The organism is Actinosynnema sp. NPDC053489, from assembly GCF_044544865.1.
Classification (GTDB): domain Bacteria; phylum Actinomycetota; class Actinomycetes; order Mycobacteriales; family Pseudonocardiaceae; genus Actinosynnema.
In genome coordinates, this window is record NZ_JBITXT010000001.1 from 278,543 (window position 1) to 301,218 (window position 22,676).

A 22,676-nucleotide genomic window follows, 5' to 3' on the forward strand; every position below is an offset into this window, starting at 1 on the left:
GACTCCTTACTGCTTTCCTAGTTCCATAGTAAAGCAGTAAGTGCGCACTCGACAAAGACCACACGTCCATCACGTGGCCGCACCATGACCGTCGTGCTGCGATGCACCCCCGGCCGGGGCATGGTGTCCACCTTGGCCGCCCGGGAGGTCACCCCGCTGTCCGGACCGCTCCGACACCCCCGGCCCGCGACCGGCCCCGGCCGCGCTCCGGGTGTTCGGGCCCGCCGTTCGGGCCGCTGTGGGCGGGCGTGGACCGACTGGTCCGGGTGGACCGGCCCTCGTTGACCCGGTCGTTCAGGAGGGTTCGCGGTCCGCTTCGAGGATGCGGTAGTCCTGGGGGTCCCAGCCGGGCGACACGACGCAGGTGATCAGCACGTCCGCGGGCGCGGCCGGTTCGGCGGCCTGCCAGGTGCCTCCCGGGACCAGCAGGCAGGGCCGCTGCCCCTGGGCGAAGTCGTCGCCGAGGACGTGTTCCGAGGGGTCGGCCGGTTCCTCCCCGCGACCACCGAGCAGCATGCGCAGGGGCGCTCCGCTCTGCCACAACCACAACTCGTCCGGCCGCACGACGTGCCAGCGGGAGCGCTCGTCGGGGCCCAGGGCGTACTGCAACGCGGTGGCGGCGGCGCGCGGACCGGGGTACCCGGGCGGGGTGAAGCCGTGCTCGGCCTCCCAGATCTCCTTGGCCCAACCGCCTTCCGGGTGGGGCAGCAGGTCCAAGCTCCCGGCGAGCGGTGGTCGGGCGGTGATCTCCACTCCGACACCCCTGATGTCCCGGCACAGGAAGCGGACCCTCGCGGCGACACCGAAGTGCGGCTCCACGACCACGAAGGGGCGTTCGTCACCGGCCAGGCGGCCGTTGGCGTGGTCGAGCACGGCGGCGTCGTCGGCGAGGACCACCGCGTCCGGGTGGTCGACGGTCCCGGAGGCGAGCCAGGACGGGTACGGCATCAGGTGCAGCATGGCGCTCTCCGGGGTTCAACGCGGGGCGAAGCTGAGTCGCTCGTCGTACTGCTGTTGTTCGAGGTCCTGCCGGTCGATGGACACCTCCAGCGCCGCCAGCTTGGCGCCGGCGATGCGCTGCTGCACCTCGGCGGGCAGCGAGTGGACCGTCGCGGACAGGCGCGAGGCGTTCTCGACGAGGTACTCGATCCCCAGGGCCTGCGCGGCGAAGCTGATGTCCATGAGCCCCTGGGGGTGGCCGGGTGAGGCGGCGGTGTTGACCGGGTACCCCTCCGCCAGCAGGAACTTGCGGTGCCCGCCGCTGTCGCGGTACTCGGTCACGAGCGGGAGGACGGTGCGGGTCTCGGACGCGGTGTCCGCCAAGGACGCGACGTCGATCTCGACGTTCCCGTGCCCGGCGTTGACGAGGGTCGCCCCGTCCTTCATCCGGTCGAAGTGCGACCTGGTGAAGACGTTGACGTTCCCGGTCGCGGTGATGAACAGCTCTCCCACGGCGGCGGCCTCGTCCGCGGGCATGACCCGGAAACCCGATGTCACCGCCCACAGCGCGCGAACCGGGTCGACCTCGGTGACGATGACGTCGGCTCCCCGGTGGGCCAACGCCTTCGCTATTCCCCGGCCGCACGCGCCGAAACCGGCCACCACCGCGCACGACCCGCAGTAGAGGGGGTTGACCAGTCGGCTGATCGCGTCGAGCGTGCTCTGCGCCGTGCCCATCTCGTTGTCGAAGAGCTGCTTGATCGGACTGCCGTCGATGCCGATCACCGGGAAGCGCAGGTGTCCCTGCTCGGCGAAGCGGTGCAGGCGGCGAACGCCGGTGAGGGTGTGCACCGACGCGCCGAGGACGGTCGGCACCAGTTCCTCCCGCTCGGCGTGCAGGAGGCCCAGCAGGCCGTCCGCCTCGTCCAGGATGAAGTGCGGGTTGTGGTCCAGTGCTGCCAGCAGTCGCGCGTGGTCGTCGTCAAGGTCGTCCACACCGGGTGCGAACACGGTCATGCCTTGGTCGTCGAGCCACCGCGCGACACCCGGGTCGGTCGACATGGGGTTCGACCCGCACACCACCAGGTCGGCCCCGGCGTCGCGCAGCGCCAGCAACAGCGGGACGGTCGAGGGCAGCAGGTGCACGTTGGCCGACAGGCGACGCCCCGTGAGCGGCGCGGTCGAGCCGAGGCGCTCGCGCACCACCCGCATCACCGGCATGTCGCGGTCGACCCAGGAGATCACTTCCGCGGTGCGGTCGGAATCGTTGCTCATCGGACTCCCCACTACCCCTGAGGTCGACCTCGTGTCCACCTTCGATCGTCTGCCCCGGTTCTCGTCGACGCAAGTTCAGGTCCACTGCGTCACCCGTGTGCCGCAAGGCCGTTCCGCGATATTCGTGAAAAGCCACCCGTGGTCTCCCTCCGCTTCGAACCCTTGCCGGGACTGCGATCATGTTGCGCCCGACCGGTCGCGGGCGCGGGGCGGCGAGCGCCGTGGATCAGTGCCTCGTGGTGCGGTTCGACGAAATCGTTTCACCCCCTTGTGGTCATTGCGGGCGAAGGGGAAGGTGTGGTGCACCAAGCCTGGAAGGCAAACGACATGCGAAACGCACTACGAGTGGCGGCGACCCTGGGGCTCGTCCTGATCACCGCCTCGACCGCCGCACTGCCCGCTGTCGCCGAGGACGGCACAGCGCACGGGACCTTCTACTACGTGGACCTCGTGGGCGGGAACCAGGAGGTCCGCGATCCCGCGATCGGCGACTGCCACCTCGTGTCCACGGTGGGCACCAGCGTCTACAACGCCACCGACACCACGGTCACCCTCTACACGGACACCAGTTGCGCGGTGCTCGCCAACCCCGTGCCGCCGGGCAGTTCGATCACCTTCCTGTTCAAGTCCTACCGCTTCCTGTAGTCCACCGCACCCGCTCGGCACTCGGGGGCACCAGGCACCGGCCCTCACCGCGCCGCGAACGAGGAGTGCTCCGTGGGTGAGCGCCGCGCAACCGCACTGCTCTCGGCGCGCACCCGACCTCAACTGCGGAAAATGCGGTGTGCTCCACCCCGCCCGGGTCGTCCCGTGAGCCCCCGGCGACTCCCCGGTCCGGAACGGGGTGTCGCAGCGGGCCTGCTCGATCTTCGAGCAGGGGAGGGGATTCTCCGTCCAGGGCTTGCCGCGGCCGTCACGAACGATCACTTCGGTAGACGTTTCTCGTTGTGCGGCAAGGTTTCACGGATGGGATCCTGGTGAGGGCCGACCCGCGGTCGGGGATCGGGTCGTGCACGGCACGGCACGGCACGTGCACCGATGTTTCCCGTCCAAGAAGAAAAACGGCGGTGTTCGGTGCCGCGCCGGGGTACGCGACGGCGGCGAGCCCGATGTGCGGGAGTGCTCGCCCGTTCGGCGCGGTCACGGCTCGGCGAAGGGCACAAGCCGGTTGCCGGCGCGTGTTCGTGCCCGCCGGAGTGCCGGGCACCGCCCGGAACGGAGAGCTGTGATGATCAAATCGTTACGCGGAGCCGCATCCGCGCCGGCGATCACCGCCTCTCCCCGGGCGTTGCTCGTGCCGGGCCCGGCGGGCAGTGCCCCGGTCGGCGTGCTTGACGTCACCCGCACCCAGCCCAGCAGCGACGACGTCGTCTGTTCCTCCCGCTGACCGCGGCACCGCAGTCCGTCACCTCCGGCTCCCGCGCCCGCGTCCTCACCACACCGGAACGCGGGTGCCCGGACCTGACGGCGACCGCGCCCTCCACCTGCACGACCACGTGGAACGCGGGGCAGGCGTCGACGGTCTCCGCCAACCGCACCGGCACCGTCGCAGGCGCCGCTTTGGTGGTCGCGTTCACCGGCACGATCACCTCCGGCCCGTTCACCGGCAGCACCGTCGTCCGGACGAACACCGGTCCGAGCGCGGGCGTGCTGCTGTGCATCGCCGGACCGGGCACCGTCCCCGGCTCTCACTACCTCGTAGCCCTGCGGATCACCTCGCCGTGACCCGTCGGTCCCGACGTCCCCACTCCGGGACCGGTCGATGACGGCAGGAGGGGACGACAGCCGGACCGAGCAGCCGAGCAGCCGGGCACGGGGACGGAGGTGTCCGCGGCGACTTCCCGTCGTTCCGGGCGGTGATGACGAACGCTGCCACGGGGGCAACCGGGCACTGCCGACTCGACAAGGGTGTTGCGCACCTTCGTGGCAGGGCTGACGACCGCGGTTTCGGCGGGGGTGCCGGACGTGACCCGCACCCCCGTCGAGCAGCCGAGCACCCGGTCGGGTGTGGGGTCGTGGGTGTCGCTGAGCGATGGCCCTGGCATCCGGCACCCGCACCAGCGCCGACCTCCTCACGGGACAGCAACTCGCTCGACCCGGTGCACAGCGGGTCCCGCACCTTCACCACCACCGGGGCCACCGGCCGGTCGTCACCGTCGCGGGGCCGTCCTGGTGGGGCGGACGTCGTGCCGCGCCGGCCCGGGGTCCCTGGGCGCAGCCGCGCCCGGATCCGGCCTTGGCGGTGTACCGATGGCGCGTTCCACTCCGCGCGACCCGACGGGTATCCGCGGCTCCATTCTGTTCGTGTGCCGGATTCACCGCTATCGCACCTTCGTCCTGTGCCCTTCGGGAGGGTGTCGAAAGGGAAGGTCTGCACCCGGGTCACTCGGCTCACCCCTTTCGACCAGTCGGCCGTCGGTGTGGAACTGCCCGTGCTCGCACAGCGTGAGGATTCCTGCTCGACGGGTGGTCATTCGTGCTTCGGGTGCCGCGCCGTTCACCGAGATGGATTCGCACGGAAGTGCCTTCACCCGATTGGTGCCCCGTCCGATCCGGTCGGCTCACCCCAATAGGGGTGTACACGAGCCGTGTATGTATGTGAGATGAAATATCGACCGGGTCGGAGCGCCTGTCCGGACGTCAGCCGGTCGACATCGCGACTTCCGTCGCCGGAATTCACACGGACCGGGGAGAACCATGGTCAACCGCGGAACACGGGCGTCCGCACGTGCCGTCTGGCGCGCGCCGGTCGAGATGAACGCCCTGGAGACGTTGTTCTGGCGCGCGGAGAACCACCCCGGGATGCGGTCGAACATGCTGGGGGTCTTCGTGCTCGACCGGAGCCCCGACTGGGAGAGGTTCGTGGCCAGGCACGAGTGGAGCACGCGGGTCGTGCCCCGGTTGCGGCACCGCGCCTTGGAACCGCCGCTGGGGCTGGGTCGCCCGTTCTGGGTGGCGGACCGGACGTTCGACGTGCGCAACCACGTGCGCCGGGTGCGGCTGCCGGAGCCCGGGACGACTCGTCAGTTGCTCGACCTGGCGCAAGCGGTCGCGTCCGCGCCCCTGCCACCGGAACGCCCGCTGTGGGAGGTGACCTTGGTGGAGGGGCTCGACGACGGTCGGGGTGGTCGGGCCGCCTACCTGCTGAAGCTGCACCACAGCCTCAGCGACGGCCTGGGAGCGGCGCAGTTGGCCACCGTCCTGCTCGACGATGCGGCCACGTCGGTGGACGCGTCCGCGCTGCCTCCGGCGCCCGACGCCCGTGCCGCCCCGGCCGCCGCACTGCTCACCGGCCGCCTCGCCAGGAACCTGGTCAGGTTGCCCCCGGCCCTGTTCCGCGCCGCCGGTGCGCTCCGCGCCAGGCGAAACGACCACGGGCAGCGGTTCACCCCGCCCTCGGTCAGCCGGATCGCGGACGGCCTGGTGTCTTTCGCCCTGACCACGCTCGTGCCCCCGGTCCCCGCGTCACCGCTGTTGCGCGTACGCAGCCACGCGATGCGCTTCGACGCCTTGGACTTCCCCCTGCGCGCGCTCAGGGCGGGCGGCAAGGCGGGGGGAGGCACCTTGAACGACGCCTTCGTGGCCTGCATCATGGGCGGCTTCGAGCGGTACCACCGCCGGTTCGGGCTGGACCTGCTGGCGGTCCCGTTGCAGATGCCGATCAGCGTGCGCCGACGTGACGACCTGCCGGCGGGGAACCGGTTGGCCAGCACGCGGTTGGCCATGCCGGTGTCGGGACTGAGCGCCGCCGAGCGGATCGCCGAGTCGCGCCGACTGGTGGCCACCGTGCGCACCAGGCCGGTGCTGCGGGCGTTGGACCTGCTCACCCGACCGATCACACCCCTGCCGGGACCGCTGGTGAGGTTCGTGTTCAGCCAGATGTTCCGCGGCAACGACCTCATCGCCACCAACTTCCCCGGCGTGCCCGGGGAACTGGGCCTGGCCGGTGCCAGGGTCCTCGGCGTCTCGCCGTTCCCCCCGTTGCTGCGCGGGGCGACGAGCATCGCGCTGACCACGTACGGGGACAGGTGCCACATCGGGATCACGCTCGACGTCGGCGCTTTCACCGAGCCGGACGCCTTCGTCGCCTCGCTGCGCGAGAGCTTCGAGGAGGTCCTCGCCCTCGCCGCGAACACCCGCGCCGGGACCGGGACCGCGTGAGCACCACGACAGCCGACCGCGCACCGCAACCGGAGCACCCCTGGCGTCCGCGCTGGACCTGTTCGACCTGAAGGGCAGGGCGGCACTCGCGACCGGGCGTCGAAGGGATCGGCAGGGCGATCGCCACCGGGTTGGCCGAGGCGGGCGCCGACGTCGCGCTGCTCACCCGCACCACGACCGCGCTGGAGCGCCTGGCCGGGGGGATCGAGGCACTGGGCCGCCGGGCGCTCGTGCTGACCTGCGACGTCAACGACGGCGACCAGGTGCGCCAGACCGCGCGGACGACGTTCGCGGAGTTCGGCGCGCTGGACGTGCCGGTCGACAACGCGGGCGGCATCGGTCACCCGGGTCCGTTCCCGGACCTGGAGTTCGACGACTGGGGGCGGACGCCGCGGCTGAACCTCGAATCGATCGTCCACGCCGCCACGTGTCCGGCGCGCACACGGTCGAGCGGGGCAGCGGCTCCGTCGTCAACGTCGCGTCGATCGCCGGCCCCGGCGGCACGCCCGTGCCGGCGCACTACGCCGTCACCAAGGCCGCCGTCATCTCGCCGACCCGGACGCCGGCCGCCGAGCGGGCCCCCGCCGGCGTGCGGGTGAACGCCCTGACTCCGGGCCGGGTGCGGACGGACCTCACCACCAAGTTCTTCGCCGACCCGGGTGCGAGCGCCGGGCTGCCGGCCGCCGTGCCGTCCGGCGTGCTCGGCGACCCGTCGGACCTGGTCGGATCGGTGGCCCACCTCGTGGGCGACGCGTCGCGCGGCGTCACCGGCAGCTGCCCGGTCTCCGACGGCGGCGCGACCTCCTTCATCGGCGGGCCGCAGATGCCCGACTTCCTGCAGCAGGGGTCGCATCCCCGCCTGAGCCCACCACGGATACCCCCGGAGGACCCACTGGGGTCCGATCGTCCCGTGCCCCTGTTCCCGGTCCCGGCGCGTGCTCCCGGGGTGTGCTCCGGCAGGCCGGGGTCGCCCGTGGTGAAGTCGACGCCGCTGCGGCGCGGCTCGACGCGCCACCGGCGTCGCCGGCCCTGTTCGACGGTGAGCCGCGTGCGATGCGCGTGGACCCCCGCCCCTCGTCGTGGTTGAGCCTCGCCCGGGCGCGAGCGACTGCTGCGCGAACGACTGCCGGATCGGGTGCGGCCGACCTCCAAGGGCGGCCAGAGGGGGCACGTCGAAACTCCCCGGGGCATCCGGTCGCCGCTACGACCGCTGCGCGACCAGCCCGCCTGCCCCGGTGGAACGCCCGGCCAGCCGCTCGGCCCGCCGCAGCGCATGGCGGACGACGACGTTGCCGCGGTAGGGCTGGAGTTGCCTGCTGAACGCGTGCAGGGCCGAGCGCACGCGCCCGGAACGGACCCAGCCGCACTCGTCGAGGAACCGCTGCCACGTGGTGCACGCCAGTTCCGGGTTGCCCCGGCGCAGTTGCAGCTCGGCCAGGTAGTGGGTGGTCAGCAGGCGGGAGCGGCGCTCTCGCTCCGGCCGGTGCTCCAACGACTCGCGCAGCGCGGCCTCGGCCGGCTCGTGGTCGAGCAGGAACGCCAGTGCCCGACCCGCCAGGTACTCCACCTCCGCCTGGTCGGTGCGCCCGGTGGCCGGAGGCTCGTCCTCGGCCTTCCCCAGGAACTTCTCGGCCCGGCCCAGCAGGGCGAAGGCCGTCCTGCGGTCGGCCAGGGCCGCGTGCGCGACGGTGGCCTGGCCCAGGAGTACGGCGCGCGTGCCGGGGGAGGCCCCCGGCGGGAGGCGGTCCACCGCCGCGTCGGCCAGTTGCGCGGCCTGCCGGTAGTGGCCGAGGAAGCACGCCTGCGTGCTCATGCCGCGCAGCACCAGGGCGTGCCCCGTGCTGTCGCCGACCTCGTCCGCGAGGAGCAGCGTCACCCGGTAGTAGTACTGGGCCAGGTGGTGGTGCAGGTCGTCGAAGGACATGGAGCCGACCAGGTGGGTGAGCGCCGCCACGCTGCTGACCAGTTCTCCGCGGAAGGGCCCGGAAGCAGCCGACCGCAGCCAACGCACGACGTCGTCGGCCAGGTAGGTGACGAGCGCCGTGCGCGCGTGCCCACCGCCGAACGCCTCGTCCGCGGCGGCGAAGGTGGAGGCCATCGTGCCCAGCGCCGCCACGAGCTCCCCGCCGGGGGGTCCGTCGGCGTCCGGGTCGGGGGAACGGCCCTCCGGTCGGGGCCGCCACGGGGGCACCGCCGACCAATGGGACCGGAACGGCTGTTCGTGGAGGACGGCGCGCAGCCGTGGGTCCTGGTCCTGCTCCAACAAGTGGTGCAGCGCCGTGAGAGCGGTGTGCCGGCCGGGCGCCGGGGTGGTGGCCGCCCCGGTGCGGTCGGCCAAGCCGGTGTCCTCCGTCGAGACGGGGCGTCCGAGCCTGCGGGACAGCGCCTCGGCCGCGAACGCCGCCACCGACGGGCGCGGTCGGGTCCCCGACAGCCAGTGCGAGACGCTGGTGCGGTCGTAGTGCAGCCTGGCGCCGGCCTCCGCGGCCACGCGGTTCACCGCCAGGGCGAAGTTGTGGTTGGTCCACCGCGCCTCTTTCAGGAGGAGGCGGAGCAGGTCGTTGGGGGTGCGGTTCCGCGGTGTCAAGGCTCTCCCGGTCGAACACGGGGCGCGGCGGCGCCCTGTCGGCGTGGGCACGAGGTGGGAGCTGTCGTGCGTCCCCCCTCGGAACGCAAGGCTTCAGTCAAGTGCCGACGTGGCGATTCGGCTATTGCACGCTGGGGTGACTCCGGTTGTGCACGTTCCCCGCCACGTCGCCGAGGTCGATCGGGCCGTGCTGCACGAAACGTGCTCGGTGCCGGCGGGCGTTTCACCGGAAGAGACGGGTTTGGGGTTCGAACGCTCCAGCGGCGCGGATCGCCGAGCGGATCGCACGACCCGTGCTGGGGCGTTGGTGCTGCTCCTTTCCGGCGACGGCAGGCCGCTTCCGGGACCTCCGCTCTCATCACGTTCGACGAGGGCCGGGATGTCCCGCCCCGGGTGCCCGGGGGGTCGACGGTGTCGCTCCGGGGCACCTGGCACCGCTGAGCGGGACAGCGGGGTCGTGCTCCGCCCGGACGCCGGTGGAGTGCCCCACCGGGCGGCCCCTTCCACGTGTTCGCGGTTCACCCCACCGCGCCACCTCGTCGACCTCGACCTCGACCTCCGGCATCGGCGGCCGGCCTCCGGTCGGTCGGGCGACGGGAGGGAACGGCTCGCGCCGAAATTCGGGCGGCTCCACCGACGGCACCGCCGCACGGGTGTCGAACGCCGGCGGCGGAGGGCGACCGCACCCTGGTCGCGGAGTCCACAGTGGATTTTCCGGCTCTGCCGGTGCGGGGTCCGGCCCGGTGGGTCCGCAGTCCTCCGGCACGCGAGTTTCCAGCCGACCCGGCATTCCGAGGTGTCGGAGAAAGGCGTCGCGCCATCAGGCGCAACGGCCTGTATGGGGTTATTGTCGCCGTGGGGCTCGGTTGCCGGGTTATTACTGGAAGCGATGGTTCTACTTCTGTTCGTCAGGTGGTGTGGGTGGTGGCGCTGTACCGGGGTGGATCCGATGACGATGCCGGCGAAGATCTGTCTGTCGAGGAGCTGATCGAGCTCATGCGCACTCAGCAGGAAATATCGCAGACGCTGTTGGAGCGAATCGCGGACGTGTTCAGCACGCGGTCCTCGGAGGGTGCGCACGAGGAGGGTGACTTCTCCCGGTGGAATTTCACCGAGCGAGAGGGGCACGTCGCGCGGCTGCTCGTGGGAGGGCTTTCCAACCGCAGGATCGCCCGCACCCTGGGCATCTCGGAGCGGACGGTGAAGAACCACCTGCACTCGATCTTCTGCAAGCTGGATGTCGGCGACCGCACCCAGGCGGTCATCAGGTTGATCCGGGACAGGTGACCGTCCCCGGTCCGGTCGTCACCGCGCCCGTCGCCACAGCCAGACGCCCGCGGTGCCCGCCAACGCCCCGCAGAGCAGCCTGCCCGGCGTCAGGCGCCTGAGGTCCGGGTTCCGGGAGTTCACCCCGAACGACAGGTCGCGGTTGAACACGTCCCGCAGGATGCCGCGCGCGTGGTCTTGGCTGCCGTTCGTGGCGAGCAGCAGTTCCACGACGCCGCGAGCCAGGTGGGACTCCGACAGCGACTCGCAGGCGAGGTCCACCACGATGTCGGCGAGTTCGTCGCGCAGCACCTCCGCGGCCGACAGCTCCGGTGCCAGGCAGCGGATCGAGCCTTCCGCGTTGGCGAAGGACTTTCCCAGCATCGGCACCACGGGGTTGATCCTGATGCCCCGCTTCGTCGAGTGGCGCAGCACCGTGGTCAGCGTCAGGCCGAAGTTCAGCTCCTCCAGCGACGCGATCGCGGCTCGGGGGACCAGGGCGGACACGTCGCCGGCGAACCCCGTCACGTCCGCCCAAGACATCGGCTTGCCCATCTCCACCCACGCCCGGGCGGCGCCCTCCCCGTCGTTCTGGGCGATGTTGATGAGGGTGAGGGCCAGCTTGAGGCTCAGCGGGCGGTCGATCCTGCCGATCATCCCCCAGTCGATCAGGTAGGCGCCGCGGCCGGGTTCGACGAAGACGTTGCCGGGGTGGGGATCGGCGTGGAAGTGGCGGCCGACGAAGTAGCTGCGGTACATGAACGCCAGCAGGTCGTGCGCCACGGCCAGGCGTTCGTCGTCGTCGTCGAACTCCCGGTGGTCGACGTCGCGGATCGACCGGCCCCCAGCCAGGTCCTGCACCAGCACCCGCGGGGTGGCCGTCACCACCCCGGGCACGGTGATCAGGTCGAACTCCTCGGCCTGCGCCCGGCCCAGCTCCATGTTCGCCGCCTCGGCCGTGAAGTCCAGCTCGTTCCCGACCGACTCGAAGATCAGGTCCAGCATCGCGTGCACGTCGACCACGGCGTTGAACGTGGGTCTGGCCGCGGTCACGACTCGGGCGGCGCGGCGCAGCACGGCCATGTCCGAGCGCACGACCGACCCGATGCCGGGGCGCTGGACCTTCACCGCGACCGGTCTGCCGTCGGTGAGCCGTGCCCGGTACACCTGGGCCAACGACGCCGATCCCAGGGGGTGGTCGGTGTCGATGTGGCGGAACCGGCGCTCCCACGCGTGACCCAGTTCCTCCTCCAGCACCGGTTCGAACTCGGCGAACGGCGCCGCGGGCACCCGGTCGTGCAGCTTGCCCAGCTCCTCGATGGTCGCCTCGGAGACGAAGTCCGGCCGGGTGGACAGCATCTGCCCGACCTTGACGTAGAGCGGACCGAGGTTCTCGAACGCCACCCGGATCGCCCGCGCCCGACGCTGTTGCCGCAGGCTCGGCTCGCCCCCGATCGAGTCGCCGGCTTCCCGGGCGACCAAGCGCGCCAGCGTGGCCGCCAGCAGGCGCGCCCTGCCCTCAGGCACGGCCCGCTGCCCCGCCGCGCCCGTCCGGGGAGCGCAACGGCACCACCACGCCGCCCCGGTCCGCGCTCCGCCGTGCACCCCTGGCCGGTCGCGGCAGGTCCACGCCCGGCAACAACGGCGGGGACAGCCGGGAGTGCCGCTCCGCCACCACGCCGCCGAGCACCTCGGCCAGCACCTCCACCGTGCACTCGTCGCCGTTGCGGCGGTGGGCGCGGAAGGGTCGGCCGGCTCTCAGGTCGTCCAGCAGGTCCCGGACGTCGACCACCAGGTTCGTCCTGGTGTCGACGAGGGTGCCGTCGAGGTCCCGGAGCAGGTCGCGCCGCCTCCGACCGCGGCCCCCCGAGGAGCGGGTCCCGGTCATCGCGTGCCCCCGGCCTCCGCGCCCGCCCGGTACCCGTCGTTCACCTGGTCTTCACCGGCTGGCCGTGCCCGGAGCCGCTCGTACCCAGGTTCCGCACCGCGGCGGACAGCTCCTCCAACCGGGCGCGCAGGTCCTCGATGTCCGCGGTCGTGTCCGGTTCGTCGTCCCGGCGCAGGGCGCGGCGGGTGGTCGAGCGCACGTCGTCCTCGACGTCGCGGCCCCGGGCCAGCACGTCGTCGACGTAGTCCTTGGTGTCGTCGAGGAGGTTGCCCAGGTAGTCGAACAACCCGATGCGCCTGCCCTTGCCCTTGTTCGTGGTCATGCCGGATCTCCTTGGTGGAGTGGTGTCCGAGCCGATTCGGCGATGTCCGGTCCCGGACCGCGCCGCCACCCCGGGTCGAGGTGCGCGCGGCGCGGTCCGGGCCCGCGGGGGACGAGCCGGGACGACGGCACGCCGCCGTGTCCAGTGTCGCCGCGGACCTCCCGCCCGCCAATGGGTCCGTGGCACTAGTACCGAGGTCGCAGGACCCAGGGGCCACCTTCAACACTCTCAACACGACCTGCCGCGACGGCCACCGCTCGGCCGCTCCCCGCGGGTAGCGTGGAACTCCGAGAGGATCACCGCGACCACGGGCCGACGAAGCGGAGCCCGGCGCGGTGCCGTGCCGTCCTCTTGGGACTGACAGGTCGGGCGTCGACCACCCGGACGGCGAAGGCGAGTGCGAACGACGGGTCCGAGCCGTGCCGCGACCGGGCACGTGGTGTTGCCGCACGGCGAACACGACGAGGAGACGACAGTGACGACAACCGGTGCCGACGTGCTCCCCTTGCCGATCGGGAACCCCGGCGGGGAGGGGGACGGCGACGCCGCGAACCTCGTCGAACACGCCTTCCGCTGCCTCCACGAGGCCGCGGAGTCGCTGGCGCTGGCGACCCGCCTCCTGTCCGACCCGGGCGCCGGGCCCGCCTCACCGCGGCCGGTGGCCGGACCACCCGGCGACGACCGCTTCGCCGGCTCGCGGTTGACCGGCCAGGAGCGGCGGGTGCTCACCCTGCTCGCCGCCGGCCTGTCCAACCGGCACATAGGACAGGCGCTCGACATCTCCGACAAGACCGCGAAGAACCACGTGCACACCATCCTGACCAAGCTCAACGCCGGCAGCAGGACCGAAGCCGCTTTCACCGCCCTGCGCGAGCGCCTCGTCGACCCCGAGGAGTGCCTCCGGGCCCGGACGTCGAGCGCGGGCTCGCCGCACCGCGCCACGCCGAACTGACGGTGCGCCCGTAGGGCCCGGCGGTCGCCGGCCTCGTGCCGGCCCTCGGACCTCGCCGCCGCACCCGTTCCCGCCCGCAGCGGTCCGATCCGGGAAGGGACCACGATGACGTCGCGCAACGCCTTCCTCTTCCCGGGCCAGGGCAGCCACCTGCCCGGGTTGTTCCGCGACCTGGCCGACGAACACCCGCTGATCGGAGCGACCCTGGGCGTCGTGGACGAGGTGGCGGCGGAGCTGGGGCGGGAACAGGTCTCGCCGATGCTCCTCGGCCCGGCCTCGGCGTCCCTGCGGGAGCTGGTGGAGCACGACCCGCCCTCCCTGCACCTGGCGGTCTTCGCCGCCTCGGCAGTCGCTTTCCGCCTGCTGACCGAGGACTGCGGCGTGCGGCCGGACGTCCTGTTGGGACACAGCCTCGGTGAGTTGGTGGCGCTGACCGCCGCCGGGGCGCTCACCCTGGACGACGGGGCACGCCTGGTGGGCAGGCGCGACGAGGCCTTGCGGGCGGCCACCGCCCCCGGGGGCGGCCTCGTGGCCCTGGGCTGCGGTGTGCGCCGGGCCGAGCACCTGCTGGGCGCGCTCGGCGAGCGGGACGTCTCCGTCGCGGCGGACAACGGCCCCGGCCAGGTCGTGCTGTCCGGGCCGGATGACGGGCTGCGGCGCCTGGGTGAGTCCGCGAAGGCGCTGGGGATCACGGCGACGCGGCTGCGCATCCCCTACCCGTTCCACAACCGGGTGCTGGCGGGCGCGGCGGACGACTTCGCCGAGCGGGCGGCCGACCTGCCCAAACGCGTGCCGAGCCTGCGCGTCTACTCGTCGTCGCTGGGCCGCTACGTCGAGGGCGCCACCGACGTCGAGCTGGTCGTGCGTGGGCACCTGGTCCGGTGCGTGCGGTTCGCCGACGCGGTGCGGGCGATCCACGCCGACGGTGCGCGGCGGTTCGTGGAGTCGGGCCCGAAGGGCGTCCTGGTGGACCTGGTGGGCGGGATCGTCCCGGGCGTGGCGACCGTCGCGCCCTTCCGCAGGCGCACGAGCCGACGCGCGCTGCTGTCCGATCTGGAGGAGCTGCCGGAACCGCGGGACGACGGCACCCCGGCTGCCGGTCCCCGGCCCGCTCCCGCCACCTCGACGCCGCCACGCACCACTCCGGCGCGGCGCCCGACGCCGCCCACGAGCGGACCGCGATGCTCTCCGGGCGAGTCCAGCCGCCCCGGCAGCGGCTCGGGCCCGAGGCTCTGGCCGCCGTGAACCGGCGGGAAGACACGGAGGAGCGCGCGGGCGTGGTGGCCGCCCACACCGGTCACGTGCGTGTCCCGCGCGGACACCGGTTCGCCACGACCTCGCCCCGCCGGCGGTGGAGCCCGACCACGGTGGTGACCGCCGGCCGGTTTCACCACGTTCAACAGTCCACCGACCGGGAGGGGTGTCGACCCGTCCGGCTCGCTGCTCAGATGGGTGGACGTCGGTGACCGGACCGTGCCCGGAGCGGGAGCCCCGGCTCGACGGGACAGCGGGGGTCGAGAGGGAGAGCGAGGCGCGGCGCGTGGTGGAACGCGATGCGGGCGGGCGGAGGTCGGGCGGGACGCCGTCACCGACCCGCGGGCGGGTGGACCGCGAGGAGCGGCACCGCGTGGTCGTCATCGGCTCCGGGGTGGGTGGCAGCGTCACCGCGTTCCGCCTCGCCCGGGCCGGTGTGGACAACCTGGTGCTGGAACGGGGTCGTCGGTGGCCGATCACGCCGGCGGGGGACACCTTCCCCCGGTGGCCCTCGCCGGACCGGCGCCTGCTCTGGCTGGGCCGTCCGTCGTCGGTGCCGCTGCTCTCCCGCCTGCCCTGGGCGGCGCCCGCCGCGGAGGCGGTCGCGGCCAGGCTGCTCCCGCGCTCCACCGGCTTGCTGGACGTCCTGCCGCACCGGCGCCTGACGGTGTTGTGCGGGGCCGGGGTCGGCGGTGGCACGTTGGTCTACGCCGGGCTGCTGCCGCAACCGCGAGCCGAGGCGTTCCACCGCGCGTTCCCCCCGGAACTCGACTACGGGGAACTCGACCGCGTCCACTACCCGCGCGCCCGCCGCCGGTTGGGTGGGGCCGAGTTCCCCGACGACCTGCTCACCCACCCCCGCTTCCGGTCCGCGGTCCTCTGGCGCACCGCCCTGGTCGAGGCCGGCCTGCCCGTGGAGAAGGCCGTCAGCGCCTTCGACTTCGACGTCGTGCGCGCCGAGCTCGGCGGCAGGGCGCGCGCGGCCGCCACGATCGGGCAGTACATGTTCACCGGGTGCGACAGCGGGGCGAAGATCAGCGTGGATCGCACGTACCTGGCCCGTGCCGAGGCGACCGGCAGGACCGAGGTGCGACCACTGCACGAGGTCACCGGGATCGGTCAAGGCCGTGACGGCCGCTACCGCGTCGCGGTCGATCACCTCGACGTGGGAGGTGCGGTGCTGGAGCGCGTCCGCATCACCTGCGACCGGCTCGTCCTGGCCGCCGGGGGCGTTCACACACCGCGACTCCTGCTCACCGCCAAGGCGACCGGCGCCCTGCCCCGCCTCAACGAGTTCGTCGGGGAGCAGTGGGGCACGAACGCCGACCAGGCGCAGCTGGTGAGGGTCGGGTCGATGCCCGGCGACGGCCCGCACGGCGGGCCGGCCGCCTTCCTCACCCGCGAGCACGGCGGCCTCGTCACGGTGGCGCACGCCGGTGTCGGCGGCCTCGGGAACCGCTGGATGCTCTGCTTCGGCATGGGCGTCCCGGATCGGTTCGGGCGCTGGACCTGGTCGGACGCCACCGCCGAACCCCGCCTCGAGTGGGGTCCGGACGGCGACGCGGGCACCCGGCGGGCCACGACCGGGCTCCTCCGCCGGGTCGTGGAGCACGTGCCCACCGGCGCCACCTTGCACGACCCGTTGGGCACCCACCCCCTGGTCCTGCACCCGCTCGGCGGCGCCGTCCTGGGCAAGGCGACCGACGCTCAAGGTCGCCTGCACGGTTACGAGGGCCTGTACTGCCTGGACGCGGCCCTGATGCCGGGGAACACCGCTGCGGTCAACCCCGCCCTCACCATCGCGGCCGTCGTGGAGCGCTGCCTCGACCGCGTCATCCACGACTTCGCCTGAATCGTGCTGCCGCGGTGAGGTCGCGTACCCACCCGTCGAGGGGTTCTCCGCGACCCCTTTGCCCGAGTCCGGCGGCACGCACACCCGACACGTCCCGGAGGACACAGATGACACCGCTCAACGCCTGCCCCCTCCCAGGACGGGGCAGTCACCCGCTCGGCTCGTTCCGCGACCTCGTCGACCCGGGCGCCGGGCGCGAGTCGACGGGGAACCCCGCATGAGCGGCCCCGGCGCAGGAGCGGGGACGTCGGACGAGTTCGCCGGCAAGGTCGTGCTGGTCACCGGCGGCGGCAAGGGGGTCGGCCGGGCGATCGTGCGGGAGTTCACCGCCCGCGGCGCGCACGTGGTGATCAACTACTTCCACTCCGCCCGGTCGGCGCGCGCGACGCAGCAGGAGGTCGAGGCGGCCGGCGGCTCGTGCGAGCTGATCAGGGGCAGCGTCGCCAAGCCCGACGACGTCACCGCGATGTTCGACGCAGTGCGGCAACGGGCGGGCAGGCTCGACGTGCTGGTCAACAACGCGGCACGCGGGGTCTTGGCGCCGGCGAACACCCTGACGGACGTGACGTGGCAGAAGGTCTTCGACGTCAACGTGCACGGTGCGCGCCGGTGCGCGTGGGCGGCTCTGCCCCTGCTGGCGGAGACCGGCGGGTCGGTGGTGAACGTGTCGTCCATCGGCGCCGGGATGGTCATCGCCAACTACACCGTGGTCGGGGTCAGCAAAGCGGCGCTGGAGGCGCTCAGCCGGTACCTGGCCGTCGAGTTCGCGCCCTACGGCGTCCGGGTGAACGTGGCGTCCTCGGGTTTCCTGGACAGCCCGACGGCCACCCGGTTCCCCGGTAGTGACACGTTGCGCGCCAACAACGTCGTCAGCACGCCGCTCGGACGGCTCGGCACCGAGCAGGAGTTGGCCGGCCTGGTGGCGGTGCTGGCCTCGCCGCGCACGGGCTGGGTCACCGGCCAGGTGGTCCTGGCCGACGGTGGCATCTCGCTCGGGAACGCCCTGTTCCGGCCGGACCCACCGCGGCCGGCGACCGCCCGGCCGCCGCGGCCCCCCGGCCCGGGGGAGAAGATCCCCGCCGCCGACCGCACGCCGTCACGCGGACCACGCACACCCGCACGTCGCCCGGACGCCCGGGGAACGACGAGCACCTCGTCGACGACCCCGCCGGGGGCGATGACCACGCCGCCGGGTCCTTCGGCGAACGGCACCGTCGCGGAAGGGGCACCGCCCGTGGACCCCGCCGGGCCCCGACCTCAAGACGTGACCGGCACACCCTGATCGGGGTCCGATCGGCGGTCCGGACGACCGGACCGCCGTGAGCCGCGGTTTCAGGCCTCGGGGACCCATGCCAGGCCACCCAGGCGCGGGTCCTCCACCGTCACCAGGGCTTCGGCGCCCGGACCGACCGCCAGGCACGTCGCGGCGGCCCTGTTCGAGGCGTTCACGCGGTACAGCGTGATCCCCGTGCCGTACCGCCGATCCAGCCCGAGGTCGTTCAGCCCGGTGTGCAGCGTGACCCGCGAATAGCCCAGCGGCACGCCCAGACCCAGCCGGTGCGGGTGTTCGGGGTCGTGGAGCACCACGCGGGTCAGCGCGTCGATCAGGAGGCTCGGTACCACGTACTCGGCGAGAGCCGCGCGTGCGGCGCGGTCCTCGGCGGTGCCCGGACCGGTGTCGTTGACGGGGCGCAGCCGGGCGGTGGTGACGCTGCCCCAGGGCAGCAGGCGCAGATCGCTCGTGCTGGCGTAGACCCCGCCGAGTTCCACGTACGGGGCAGCCCGGTAGTACGGGTCGAGCACGGGGCGTGCGCCGTCGAGGAACGGCAAGGGACGCCCGGGACCGGTGTGCCCGACCGACGTGCCGGAGGTGGTCAGCAGCACGTCGGCCTCGGCGTGCAGCCGCGGGCCGCCGGGCTGTCGGCCGCCCGGGCGGGTGTGGCGCGAGCGGATCGACGCGGTGACCCGCGCCGTGCCGTCGTGGGACGCCTTCAGCTCCACCTCGATCTCGCACTCCGCCGCCGGCCGCCCCGGTCGGCACCGCAGGAACGAGTGGTAGCGCACGTCCTCGAACGCGGTCACCGTGCCGCCGGGCACGAGCGCGAGCGCCGCCTCGGCCATCATCTCGAGTTCCTGCGCCCCGGCCATCGTCGGGACGCCGCGCACCCGGTGGCCGGCCAGGTAGGCGTCGCGCCCGTCGGGCTCCAGTCGCCTGGTCCAGACGGCTGAGCGCTCGTGCGGTTCGCGGGCCTCGGTCGCGCGACCGTCGAGGTAGAAGCCCGCGCCGGCGGCGGTCGACGTCAGGTCCAGTCCGTCGGTGATGAGTCCCGGCGTCACCCGGTCGTAGGTGGCTCGCTCGGCGGGGCCGAGCAGCGCGACCAGGGCGCGCCCGGGCCCCGGGCTGCCGAGTTCCGCGAAGAAGTGCCCCACCCCCTCGGAGTCGCTGATGCCGGTCAGCCAGCCGCTGCGCCGCATGTGGTTCCCCGCGAGGGGGCGGCTGCTGAAACCGGACTCCTTCCACCAGGTCCAGGCGATGGTGAACTCACGGTCCGGCGACCGGGTGCTCCGGTGGCGGGCGGCGGCCGCGAGGTAGTCGTTCGCGGACGCGTAGTCGACGTCGCCGGGCAGGCCCAGGCTGCCGACCACGGAACCGAAGTTGCACCAGGTGCGCACCCGGTCCCCGAAGGCCGCGCGCAGGTTCTGGTGCCCGCGCACCTTGACGTCGCGGACGTGCCGGAAGTCGGACTGCGCCTTGTGCTCCAGGGAGCGCGGTCGGCTGACGACGGCGGAGAACAGGAGCAGGTCCACCGCGGCGTGGTCGGCGAGCACGGCGGCCGCGGCCTCGCGGACCCGGGTGGGGTCCGTCGCGTCGCAGACCAGGTAGTGGCACCTGTCCGGACCCGTCAGCCGGGAGAGCTCGGCCAGGGAGCGCTTCGCCTCACGCGCGTGCACGAGTGCCTCGAACTGCCTGCCGAGGTCGGCGGGCGAGGCTTGGGGGTCCTCCTGCCGGCGCTTGCGCAGGAACTCCGGCCGCCGGGCGGTGAAGTGCTCGTCGTCGCCCTCGAAGACCTCGGCGGGAAGCGCGTCCAGGTCCGTGGAGCCCATGATGAAGAAGGTCGCGCCGGTGGTGCGGGCCAGTTCGTTCACGATCTGCGTCGTCAACCCGCGCGAGCCGCCGACGGCGACCACGACGCTGTTCTCGTCGAGAACGGGAGGTCGCCCGGCGGACCCGACGGGGGAGAACCGCTCCTCGCTGCGCCGGTTCCCGCGGTAGAGCGCGTGGGGGAAGCGCCGCCCGCACCGGTACTCCACCGCCAACTGGTCCAACGCGGTGGTCAGGTCCGCGGCGTCCGTGAGCACGCCGAAGACCTGCGCCCGGTCCGTCTCCCACGCCGCGCACTTCAGCAGTCCGGTGAACAGCCCCGTCACGGGACGGGCGGGGCTCCCCACACCCGCGCCGAAGGCGTCGAGCAGCACGACGCCGAGAGTGCCCTCCTCGCGCAACGCGCCGATCATCCGCTGCGCGGCGAGGAAAGCGACCTCGTGCAGCGCCACCAGCGCTTCCGGCAGGTCGTCGCCCCCTTCCCGCGCGTCACCGGCGGAGGCGACCACCCGGATGTGCCGCAGGCCGGGTGGGAGCAGCGCCGCGAAGGCGTCGCGGTCCCACACGGGACCCGACTCGGGAAGGGGCAGCACGAAGGAGTGCTCGTCGGTCAGGCGGGTGCGGAGCTCGCCGGCCAAGTCCCGGGTCGTGGTGAGGACGAGGGTGCGGGGCGGCAAGGGGGGCAACGCCGCCCGCACCGGTGCGGGAGGGACGGTGATCTCGCGGACGGCGTGTCGGCGCGTGACCGGCGGCGGTGTGGAGGGGATCGTCGTCACCTGGCAACCTCTCTGCGCGCGGTGCGGGTGCTCTTCAGGCGTGCGACAGGCTCCGCAGGAGTGCGATGGCGTCGTCCGCCGCGAGGTAGGACGGTTGGTCGCGGGGTGGCTCGGAGACCGGGTCGAGCTGATCGGGCAAGGCGGCCAGCGGGGTGAGACCGCGCGCGTCCGCGACGTCCTGCGTCGTCAGGACCAGGAGGAAGGCCGCCTCGCCGAGCTGCCGCCCGGCCAGGTCCTGGGCCCAGTCCGAGGCGTTCGCGCTCACGGCGAGGACGAGGGCGAAGTCGAGGACACCCGTCGTCAGGTAGGAGGACGCCAGGGAGAGCGCCCGCGGCAGGGCGCCGCGCGCCGAGTCGACGGTGAGGCTGAGCCCGCTGAGGTGGAACAGCGAGGTGAGGCGCGAGGCGATGACGTTCGTCATGTACCCCGGCAGGGCGCCCGCCGTGATCGGGTCGGTGTCGCCCCGCGCCTGGGCCAGCACGCGGTCGAGCAGGTCCGCGTCCGCGCCCTGCCCCCGGAACCGCAGTTCGCCCGCCAGGCGGGCGAGCCGCCCGTGGTGGACGCGTTGGGCGTAATCGACCATCGTCCGCGGCAGCCCGGTGTGCGCCACGAGGGCGCCGGTGCGTGATTCGGAGCCCTGCCAAGGGGTTCCGTGGTCTTCCCGCAGCCGCAGTCCGCAGGAGAGCGCGAGGAGGTGTGCCCGGTCCAGCGTGCGCAGCGTCCGCGGTGGGATGACGACGGCGTCACCGTTCGGCCGCACGTCGTCCTGGTCGAAGGTGCGAGCGGGTGCGGGAGCGCCGGATCGCAACCAGTCGCCCACCTCGCGCCGGCCGGCCAGGCCGGGCAGCCGGGCGGTCCAGTCGAGGAGCACCGCGCGGCCCGGCGGGACCGGTGCGGCGCCTCCCGCCGCGGCCCGGAGCGGCTCGTCGCTCACGAGCAGGTGCGCGCTGATCCCTCCGAACCCCGAGGCGGCGACGCTCACGTTGCGAGCCCGGTCCTCCCGCCGGGCCAGCGGGACCGGCACGGTGTTGACGTACAGGCGCCGGTCGACCACGCCCGCCAGCTTGGGCGGCACCCGGGTGAACCGGCGTTGCGCGGGGATCACCCCGTGCCGCAGCGCGAGGAGGGCGTGCACGATCGAGACGGCCCCCGACGCCCAGCCCGTGTGCCCGACGAGCGACTTGTTGGACGACAGCGGTACCGGCTCGGAGCCCGCCGTCGCCGCCACGGCCTCCAACTCGGCCGCGTCCCCGGCCCGCGTGGCCGTGCCGTGCCCGAGGAACCAGTCGACGGCGTCGGTGTCCGTGCCCGCCGCCTCCCGTGCCTGGCGGATGGCCCGCTCCTGGCTCTCGGGATCGGACGCGGCGACCGTGACCTGCCGGACCGTGGAGGCGGCGCCGAACCCGGTGATCACGCCCCAGACGGGATCACCGCAGCGTTCGGCGTCCGCCAGGCGCTTCAGCGTGACGACAGCGGCCCCGTCCGACAGCAGCGTGCCGTCCGCGGCCTGGTCGAACGCGCGCACGTCGCCCGTCCTGCTCAGGCCGCCGAGCTTGCTGAAGGCGACTTGGAGGAGCGGGCCGACGGTGAGCAGCCCTCCGCACAAGGCCAGGTCGCGAGTTCCCGCGCGCAGCGCGCGGACGCCGATGTCGACGCTGAACAGGGAGGAGGCGCAGGCGGCGTCGACGGTGGTGACGGAGCCGCCGACGAGGCCGGTCATGGCTTCCCCGCACACGCCGTCGGGCTGTCGGCCGGCGGCGTCGCGGCGGCAGCCGGGCCACGCGGCCGCGAGCAGTGCGCGGACCCGGCCCGCGTCGGGACCCGCTCGTCGGGCGAGCGCGGCCGTGACGGCGATCTCCTCCAACTCCCCGGAGCCGCACACCGACGCCCCCAGGAACAACTCGGTCCGGTCCGGCGCGGGCAGGCGCACGCCGTCGAGCGCTTGGCGAAGGGCCGAACGCAGCAGCAGCACACCCTTGTCCGCCTCTTCCGGCGAGCCCCACCCGGCTGGTGCGCGGGCGGAGCCGAACACGGTCGTGTACATCCGGTCGCCCTGCCCCAGGTCGCGCACGGCCGCGTCCGACCCGAAATCCTCGACGTCGAACCGATCACCGAGCGCACCGAACGCGGGCCGATCGTCGGTCAGCAGCCGCCAGAACCCCTCGATGCCGTCGGCGCCGGGAACGACCACCCCCACGCCGGTCACGGCCACTGGAACATCGGGCATTCCCCGTCCCCTCCTCCGCGGCCGCTCCCCGGGCACCGGCACTGGGTGCTGCTGCCGGTCATTTCAGCCGGGCG

At 73.2% G+C, this 22,676-nt stretch carries 17 protein-coding genes and 1 pseudogene; 10 read left to right on the forward strand and 8 right to left on the reverse strand.

Annotated features, from left to right (window positions below; genetic code table 11):
* Positions 1–294 precede the first annotated feature (294 nt).
* Together ACIGNX_RS01125 and ACIGNX_RS01130 are read right to left on the reverse strand one after the other, a co-directional pair.
* On the reverse strand, positions 295–960 hold the full coding sequence (locus ACIGNX_RS01125; protein ID WP_396534958.1) for a cupin domain-containing protein: 666 nt from the start codon (positions 958–960) through the stop codon (positions 295–297).
* 15 nt (positions 961–975) lie between these two features.
* Positions 976–2,214, reverse strand: coding sequence for an adenosylhomocysteinase (locus ACIGNX_RS01130; RefSeq protein ID WP_396534960.1), 1,239 nt, complete (start codon positions 2,212–2,214; stop codon positions 976–978).
* A gap of 345 nt (positions 2,215–2,559) precedes the next feature.
* Between ACIGNX_RS01130 and ACIGNX_RS01135 the strand changes: the two genes are divergently transcribed.
* From ACIGNX_RS01135 to ACIGNX_RS01155, 5 genes and pseudogenes are all read left to right on the forward strand, one after another.
* Positions 2,560–2,859, forward strand: a complete 300-nt coding sequence (locus ACIGNX_RS01135) for a hypothetical protein (protein WP_396534962.1) — start codon at positions 2,560–2,562, stop codon at positions 2,857–2,859.
* A gap of 918 nt (positions 2,860–3,777) precedes the next feature.
* Positions 3,778–3,939 (forward strand): hypothetical protein, encoded by a 162-nt coding sequence (locus tag ACIGNX_RS01140; RefSeq protein WP_396534964.1) that lies wholly within the window; start codon positions 3,778–3,780, stop codon positions 3,937–3,939.
* Positions 3,940–4,911: 972 nt separating this feature from the next.
* The gene (locus ACIGNX_RS01145; protein WP_396534966.1) at positions 4,912–6,375 is read left to right on the forward strand and encodes a wax ester/triacylglycerol synthase domain-containing protein; all 1,464 of its coding nucleotides are present in this window, start codon (positions 4,912–4,914) and stop codon (positions 6,373–6,375) included.
* Positions 6,376–6,482: 107 nt separating this feature from the next.
* Positions 6,483–6,752, forward strand: a pseudogene (locus tag ACIGNX_RS01150) (SDR family NAD(P)-dependent oxidoreductase); the annotation flags it as partial.
* A 50-nt stretch (positions 6,753–6,802) separates the two neighbouring features.
* Positions 6,803–7,462 carry an SDR family NAD(P)-dependent oxidoreductase gene (locus tag ACIGNX_RS01155; RefSeq protein WP_396534968.1) on the forward strand — a complete coding sequence of 220 codons (660 nt, stop codon included), beginning with the start codon at positions 6,803–6,805 and terminating at the stop codon, positions 7,460–7,462.
* A 114-nt stretch (positions 7,463–7,576) separates the two neighbouring features.
* Here the strand turns inward: ACIGNX_RS01155 and ACIGNX_RS01160 are convergent, their stop codons facing one another.
* The gene (locus ACIGNX_RS01160) at positions 7,577–8,962 is read right to left on the reverse strand and encodes a tol-pal system YbgF family protein (RefSeq protein ID WP_396534970.1); all 1,386 of its coding nucleotides are present in this window, start codon (positions 8,960–8,962) and stop codon (positions 7,577–7,579) included.
* Positions 8,963–9,883: 921 nt separating this feature from the next.
* Here ACIGNX_RS01160 and ACIGNX_RS01165 point away from each other — a divergent pair.
* The gene (locus tag ACIGNX_RS01165; RefSeq protein WP_396534972.1) at positions 9,884–10,249 is read left to right on the forward strand and encodes a response regulator transcription factor; all 366 of its coding nucleotides are present in this window, start codon (positions 9,884–9,886) and stop codon (positions 10,247–10,249) included.
* Positions 10,250–10,267: 18 nt separating this feature from the next.
* Here the strand turns inward: ACIGNX_RS01165 and ACIGNX_RS01170 are convergent, their stop codons facing one another.
* Genes ACIGNX_RS01170 through ACIGNX_RS01180 form a run of 3 tightly spaced genes read right to left on the reverse strand, consistent with a single transcriptional unit; the run spans position 10,268 to position 12,438 of the window.
* A complete protein-coding gene (locus tag ACIGNX_RS01170; protein WP_396534973.1) occupies positions 10,268–11,755 on the reverse strand; it encodes an ABC1 kinase family protein in 1,488 nt (495 codons plus the stop codon).
* Entirely contained in the window at positions 11,748–12,116 is a 369-nt protein-coding gene (locus ACIGNX_RS01175; RefSeq protein ID WP_396534975.1) for a hypothetical protein, read from the reverse strand. Before ACIGNX_RS01175 ends, ACIGNX_RS01170 begins: the two co-directional genes overlap by 8 nt.
* A 40-nt stretch (positions 12,117–12,156) precedes the next feature.
* Entirely contained in the window at positions 12,157–12,438 is a 282-nt protein-coding gene (locus ACIGNX_RS01180) for a hypothetical protein (protein WP_396534977.1), read from the reverse strand.
* 475 nt (positions 12,439–12,913) lie between these two features.
* On the opposite strand from ACIGNX_RS01180, the gene ACIGNX_RS01185 reads away from it, so the two are divergent.
* From ACIGNX_RS01185 to ACIGNX_RS01200, 4 genes are all read left to right on the forward strand, one after another.
* Entirely contained in the window at positions 12,914–13,390 is a 477-nt protein-coding gene (locus ACIGNX_RS01185; RefSeq protein ID WP_396534979.1) for a LuxR C-terminal-related transcriptional regulator, read from the forward strand.
* Between the two features lie 105 nt (positions 13,391–13,495).
* The gene (locus ACIGNX_RS01190; protein ID WP_396534981.1) at positions 13,496–14,635 is read left to right on the forward strand and encodes an ACP S-malonyltransferase; all 1,140 of its coding nucleotides are present in this window, start codon (positions 13,496–13,498) and stop codon (positions 14,633–14,635) included.
* Between the two features lie 295 nt (positions 14,636–14,930).
* Positions 14,931–16,496, forward strand: coding sequence for a GMC oxidoreductase (locus tag ACIGNX_RS01195; protein ID WP_396534983.1), 1,566 nt, complete (start codon positions 14,931–14,933; stop codon positions 16,494–16,496).
* Positions 16,497–16,713: 217 nt separating this feature from the next.
* Complete coding sequence (locus ACIGNX_RS01200) at positions 16,714–17,778, forward strand: SDR family oxidoreductase (protein ID WP_396534985.1); 1,065 nt, start codon at positions 16,714–16,716, stop codon at positions 17,776–17,778.
* A 50-nt stretch (positions 17,779–17,828) separates the two neighbouring features.
* Here the strand turns inward: ACIGNX_RS01200 and ACIGNX_RS01205 are convergent, their stop codons facing one another.
* Positions 17,829–20,375: a KR domain-containing protein gene (locus tag ACIGNX_RS01205; protein ID WP_396534987.1), complete on the reverse strand. Its 2,547-nt coding sequence runs from the start codon at positions 20,373–20,375 to the stop codon at positions 17,829–17,831.
* 34 nt (positions 20,376–20,409) lie between these two features.
* Positions 20,410–22,602 (reverse strand): beta-ketoacyl synthase N-terminal-like domain-containing protein, encoded by a 2,193-nt coding sequence (locus tag ACIGNX_RS01210; protein ID WP_396534989.1) that lies wholly within the window; start codon positions 22,600–22,602, stop codon positions 20,410–20,412.
* Positions 22,603–22,676: the final 74 nt, after the last annotated feature.

What these genes read in the sequence shown, in the direction of transcription:
- ACIGNX_RS01130 (WP_396534960.1), bottom strand. Translation starts at nt 2,214, where the DNA reads ATGAGCAACGATTCCGACCGCACCGCGGAAGTGATCTCCTGGGTCGAC.
- ACIGNX_RS01175 (WP_396534975.1), bottom strand. Translation starts at nt 12,116, where the DNA reads ATGACCGGGACCCGCTCCTCGGGGGGCCGCGGTCGGAGGCGGCGCGAC.
- ACIGNX_RS01145 (WP_396534966.1), top strand. Translation starts at nt 4,912, where the DNA reads ATGGTCAACCGCGGAACACGGGCGTCCGCACGTGCCGTCTGGCGCGCG.
- ACIGNX_RS01210 (WP_396534989.1), bottom strand. Translation starts at nt 22,602, where the DNA reads ATGCCCGATGTTCCAGTGGCCGTGACCGGCGTGGGGGTGGTCGTTCCC.
- ACIGNX_RS01125 (WP_396534958.1), bottom strand. Translation starts at nt 960, where the DNA reads ATGCTGCACCTGATGCCGTACCCGTCCTGGCTCGCCTCCGGGACCGTC.
- ACIGNX_RS01200 (WP_396534985.1), top strand. Translation starts at nt 16,714, where the DNA reads ATGAGCGGCCCCGGCGCAGGAGCGGGGACGTCGGACGAGTTCGCCGGC.
- ACIGNX_RS01180 (WP_396534977.1), bottom strand. Translation starts at nt 12,438, where the DNA reads ATGACCACGAACAAGGGCAAGGGCAGGCGCATCGGGTTGTTCGACTAC.
- ACIGNX_RS01190 (WP_396534981.1), top strand. Translation starts at nt 13,496, where the DNA reads ATGACGTCGCGCAACGCCTTCCTCTTCCCGGGCCAGGGCAGCCACCTG.